General features: G+C 62.2%; 2 protein-coding genes. Both read right to left on the bottom strand.

The genetic code is table 11. The features are described 5' to 3' along the window. Positions 1–393: 393 nt before the first annotated feature. A complete protein-coding gene (locus DWY05_RS09755; RefSeq protein ID WP_370448095.1) occupies positions 394–3,207 on the bottom strand; it encodes a phosphoenolpyruvate carboxylase in 2,814 nt (937 codons plus the stop codon). 256 nt (positions 3,208–3,463) lie between these two features. Beyond that, entirely contained in the window at positions 3,464–4,777 is a 1,314-nt protein-coding gene (gene hisS / locus DWY05_RS09750; RefSeq protein ID WP_117821387.1) for a histidine--tRNA ligase, read from the bottom strand. Positions 4,778–4,886 lie beyond the last annotated feature (109 nt).

The following is a 4,886-nucleotide window of genomic DNA, read 5'->3' as shown; positions in this document are numbered from 1 at the left end:
GCGCAAAATGGATTCTAAAAAACACCTTGCCAAATAGGAGCGTCAGGACGCAAGAAGCCCTCGCCGCACTCCACATTGGGCGCGAAGCGCGCTTTATTCCTTCAGCCCCAATCCCAGAAGACCGAGGACAAAGGGACCCGAAGGGTTTCCCTCTGAATGCATTCCGCAGCACGAAGCCCCATCAAAGTGCGCGAAGCGCGCCATCTTTTCCCCAGCCAGTAATCCGCCGAAGACCGGACATCGCAGGGCCCGCCATTAGCTTACTTTTAGGCACACTCCGCAGGACGCAAGAAGCCCTCGCCGCACGAAGTGCGCAGCGAGGGCTTCTTGCATATCCGAGGACGTGCCTAAAAGTAAGCTGATGGCGGACCCGGACGACTACAGGGCTATCGATTACCCCGTGTTCTGCAATCCTGCCGAGACGCCGGTCACAGTCGAAAGAATCAGGCTCATGTACTCGGCCTTCTTCTCCTCGGCCATCTCGTCCTGGTTCATACGCACCTCGCGAAGGGCGCGAACCTGGGCGATGGATAGGGCGTCAACATAGGGGTTACGCACGCGGACGGCGCAGCCGAGCACGCGACGACGCTGCAGCGGCCATTCATCACCGACGATGGCAAGGACCCACTTACGGGTGAGCTGCATCTCGGTAAAGACCTTCTCGGACAGATCCTGGCGATCGCCCAGGTGCAGATACATCTTGGCGATGCGCTGGTCGGTCTTGGCGATCGACATCTCGATGTTGTCGATAAAGGTGCGGAAGAACGGCCACTCCTGGTAGGCAGCCTTAAGCTGGTCAAGGTCGCCCAGCTGCTCGCAGGCGGTACCCAGGCCGTACCAGGCGGCCAGATTGATGCGCGCCTGGCTCCAGCTGAAGATCCACGGAATGGTACGCAGGTCGTCGAGCGACTTGGCACCCAAACCGCGCTTGGCGGGACGCGAGCCGATCGGCAGCAGACCGACCTCGGTCAGCGGCGTCACGGTCGAGAACCACGGTGTAAAGTCCTCGGTGTTCAGCAGGTCCAGATAGCGCTCGTGGCTTGCGGCGTTGAGCTTGTCGGCCATATCCCAGAACTTCTGCGTGGTCTCGGTGTTGGTCTTCTCGACACTCGGGGCCGACTGCAAAAGCGTTGCGGCGGCAACGGACTCAACATGGCGCTGAGCCAGCGTGCGGTTGCCGTAACGGGCAAAGATGACCTCGCCCTGCTCGGTGAGCTTAAAGAAGCAGTTGACCGAACCCTTGGGCTGCGCCAGCACGGCCTTGTTGGCCGGACCGCCGCCACGGCCCACGGCACCGCCGCGGCCGTGCATGAGCACCAGGTCGATATCGTTCTTCTCGGCCCACTTGGCGATGCGCTCCTGCGCGGAGTGCAGCGCGAGCATGGCCGTGGTAGGACCGGCATCCTTGGAGGAGTCGGAATAGCCCAGCATGACCTCCATGCGGCGGTTGGTCTGGGCAAGGCGCTTTTGCACCACGGGCAGCGTAAGCATCTGGTCGAGCACGTCGACGCAGCCCTCGAGGTCCTCGAGCTGCTCGAACAGCGGAATCACGTCGAGCTCGGGGACATCCTCCTCATGTGCGAAGGACAGGTGGGCAAGCTCAAAGACGTCGGCCACATGCTGGGCGCTCTTGGTGAACGAGATGATGTAGCGGTGCGCCATCTTCTTGCCGTAGCGCTTTTGGATGGAGCCGATGGCGCGGAAGGTATCGATGACCTCGCGCGTCATGGGCTGCAGGTCGCCATGGATACCGTTCTCGTGGATATCCTTGAGGGCGCGGGCGTGCACCACGGAGTGCTGACGGAACTCCATCTCGACCATGTGGAAGCCGAAGGACTCGACCTGCCAGATGATGGTCTGGACCGGGCCGTAGGCGGCACGGACGGCACCGCAGGCGGCCAGCGAGCGCTGGACGACGCGCAGGTCCTCCAGGAACTCATCGGCGCTGTGGTACATGGTGTCGGTGATACGACGCACGGTGGCGTTCAGACGGTCAGCCATGACGAGCATGACGGCGCGATGCGGCTCGTGCTCGGAGATCAGCTCGGCGCGGGCCGTGTACCGAGGGCTCATCTCGACCTGATGGTTCCACAGGTTGATGAGCTCGGCAGAAGGCTTGCTGTAGGTGGCCTCGAGCGTGAGGTTGCGGCCGATGCGGCGGCACTTGTCCTCGAGCTTAAGCACCATGTGAGTGAAGTACTTGGCGGCGACCTCACGGCTCACCTTGGCGGTGACGTTGGGGTTACCGTCGCGGTCGGAACCGATCCAGCTGCCGGGATGGAAGAACGCCGGGCACAGCGGCGGCACGGTACCGGCCTTGTCGCCCAGCACCCAGTCGTCAAAGCGACGATAGATGACGGGGATGACGTCGAACAGCGTGTTATCGAAGATGTCGATGATGGTATCGGCTTCCTCGACCGGCGTGGGCTTCTTGAGCGCGATGGGGCTCGTACGCACCAGGGCGTCGATCTCCTGCAGCATATGGCGCTCGTTCTCCACCAGGTCGGAGCCGCCCAGACGCGGACGCTCCTCCAGCAGATTGGAGATACGGCGAATCTTGCCCTCGACGGCCTTGCGACGGGCCTCGGTGGGATGTGCGGTAAAGACAGGGTGGAACTCGAGCTTGCCGAGCAGCTCGTTGGCGCCCTCGACACCCATCTCGTTTACCAACTGGTGATAGGCGACGGTGAGCTCGTTGGCGGGATCGACCTCGGTATCGGTCGATGCGCCGGCCTCGCGCTCGCGCAGCTGCGCCACACGGTAGTTCTCCTCCGACAGGTTTGCCAGGTGGAAGAAGCTCGTAAAGGCACGAACGATGACCTGCTGCTTATCGAGCGGCAGACTGTCGATCAGATCGACGACCTCACGGAATGCCACGGCGGTGGACTCGTCGGCGGTGGGCACGCCCTGCTCGTCGACGGCCTCGTCGGCAGCGCGGGTACCGGGGTTGCCGGCATTGGCCACAATCTCGGCCGACAGGATCTTGTCGAACAGGTCCGCGATCTCAGGATCATACTCGCTAAGCACACGACGCTCCAGGCGCAGGAACAGCGCCAGATTGTCGCGCAGCTCCTCGGGGATCTCGATCTCGGCGAGACGCTCCCTGGACTCGGCATTCGAGCCGATTCGGTTAACGAGGCGGTTGACCACGGCAGCGACGCGCGCCGCGGCTTCGGGTACAGACTGGTTGCTTAGGTTCTCAGCCACGTTTCCTCCCATTCCTCCTTCTATGCACGTAACATGCGGTATTCATTATAGGCGCTTGAGAAATACTTTCGACACTGATTGCGCTTTACCACACAAAAGTATTTTCTGCATTGCAAGGGTTTTGCTCTAAATGGTCGTATTTCTCGGTGGACGGCATACACAAACGGGGGCATTCCGCATAAATGCGAAACACCCCCGTAACAATCGCTCGCCGCGAGCGGGACATGTTAGCGGGTCCGCAGCTCAAAAAGATGCGCTACAGGCGCTCGCGAACCGCCTCGACGACGTTGGCCAGATCGGCAAGGACCTCTTCGTGGCTCTCCATGTCGCGCACCTTGACCTTGCCGGCGGCAAGCTCGTCGCCGCCCAGGACCAGGATGAGCTTGGCGCCCACCTTATCGGCCTGTTTAAACTGGGCCTTGAGCGAACGGCCCTGATAGTCGGCCTCAGTCACGATGCCTGCGGCGCGAAGCTCCTGCGTAATGGCAAAGACGTTCTGGCGCAGTTCCTTGCCGGCGTTGGCGACATAAACGCACGGGGCCTCATCGGCACCCAAATCGCTGCCAAAGGCCTGCAGGGCCAGCAGGGCGCGCTCAAAACCGACGGCAAAGCCGACGCCCGCCGTGGGCTTGCCACCCTCGAGCTCGACCAGGCCATCGTAGCGGCCGCCGCCACCGATGGAGCCGACGCCGGCGCCGGGAGCCTCGACCTCAAAGACGGTGCGGGTGTAGTAGTCCAGACCACGCACCAGGGTGGGATCCTCGACATACTCGATACCGGCGGCATCCAGATAGCGCTTGACCTGCTCGTAGTGCTCGCGGCACTCGTCGCACAGGTTGTCACCCATCAGCGGGGCCTCGGCCATGATCTCGCGGCAATGGTCGTTCTTGCAGTCGAAGGCACGCAGCGGGTTAAGCTCGGCGCGCTCGCGGCACTCGTCGCACATCTCATCTGCGTGATCGAGGATGAACTGCTTAACCTGCTCGCGGTAAGCCGGACGGCACTGGGCGTCACCCATCGAGTTGATAAGCAGACGAAGCTTGGAAAGATCGAAGCCCAGGCGCTTGTAGAACTCCATGAGCATGATGATGCACTCGGCGTCTGCCGCCGGATCGGGAGCGCCGAGCCACTCGATGCCCACCTGGTGGAACTGGCGCAGGCGGCCCTTCTGGGGACGCTCGCCGCGGAACATGGCCTCGGCGTAGTAAGCCTTAAACGGCGTGGAGCCCTGGGGCACTAGGTTGTTCTCCACGACGGCGCGCACCACACCGGCCGTGCCCTCGGGGCGAAGCGCCAAGCGCTGCTTGGGCTTGAGTTTGGTGTCGGTGCCCTCGGTAAAGACGCGCTCCAGGTTGGCACCGCTGAACACGCGGAACATTTCCTTGCGCACGACGTCGGTCGACTGGCCGATACCGTGGACAAACACGTCCACCTGCTCGATCGCGGGCGTCTCGATGGGTTTAAAACCAAACGGCTCGAACACGCCGGCCGCAATCTGCTGCATCTTTTGCCAGGCGCGCATCTCGGCGCCGATAAGGTCGCGGGTTCCCTCCGCCTTCTGTGCCTGCATGGGCAAACACCTTTCTTTTGTATCGCGTCATAGGTAACGGTCATTATACGGCACAAACACATACAGCGGCGGCGCGTCTGACCGAACGAGGGTATGGGGACTCGTTCGG

Source organism: Collinsella sp. AF23-4AC (genome assembly GCF_003462685.1).
Classification (GTDB): Bacteria; Actinomycetota; Coriobacteriia; order Coriobacteriales; family Coriobacteriaceae; genus Collinsella.
The sequence above is the reverse complement of the archived record's forward strand: the minus strand, read 5'-3'. Positions and strand labels throughout refer to the sequence as shown.

Excerpts from the sequence above, each read along its gene's own strand:
- hisS (WP_117821387.1), bottom strand. The coding sequence starts at position 4,777 with ATGCAGGCACAGAAGGCGGAGGGAACCCGCGACCTTATCGGCGCCGAG.